At 64.5% G+C, this 617-nt stretch carries 1 protein-coding gene; it reads left to right on the top strand.

The features are described 5' to 3' along the window. Nucleotides 1-617: hypothetical protein (locus ACXJKJ_RS31085; RefSeq protein WP_457395426.1), on the top strand; the 617-nt coding region annotated here is incomplete at both ends.

Raw genomic sequence — 617 nt, 5'->3', positions numbered from 1 at the left:
ATTTCGATCTGAAAGGTGAAACGTTCAACGCCTACGGCGCGGCCAGTCTCGGGTATCGTATTCCGCAGGGCGGCAACAATCTGGTCAACCATGTGATGGCGGCCGATCCTGTCAGTGCGGCGTCGCCCCACTTCGGGCAGGTGCGGGTCTATGCGACCCAGAAAGAGATCAATTCGCTCGCCGCATGCGGGTTCAGCAATAGCAAGGCGAACTTTCTGATCCCCGACCAGCCGGTGGTGGCGGCCGGCCTGTCGCTTGGCTCGCACAGCCTGGATAACTTTCTGGGTGCCAAGTCGGTACTGCAGTCGCCGCAATCGCGCACCCTGGCCGAGGGCAACAAGCGGATGATCGAGGAGTATCGCGATGATATCGGCGAGCGCCGGCGCGCCCTCACCGTGGGTTCCCGCGGCGTCCCGGGCGGGGTGCACGATGTAGTGGACGAGATTCGCGGGACGTTGAAGCCGGGCGAGCCAGCGCGGCGCGACGCTGAGCGACAGTCCGATCGGCGCACCACCAGTCTGGAGCATGCCGACCACCCCGGTAATGCGTTGTTCGAGGATGCGCGGCGCGGTGTGTATGCGCAGGACGCGAAGGTAGGCCGCGCTCCTGATCAGCGT

This window comes from Roseateles sp. P5_E1 (assembly GCF_054049335.1).
The sequence above is the reverse complement of the archived record's forward strand: the minus strand, read 5'-3'. Positions and strand labels throughout refer to the sequence as shown.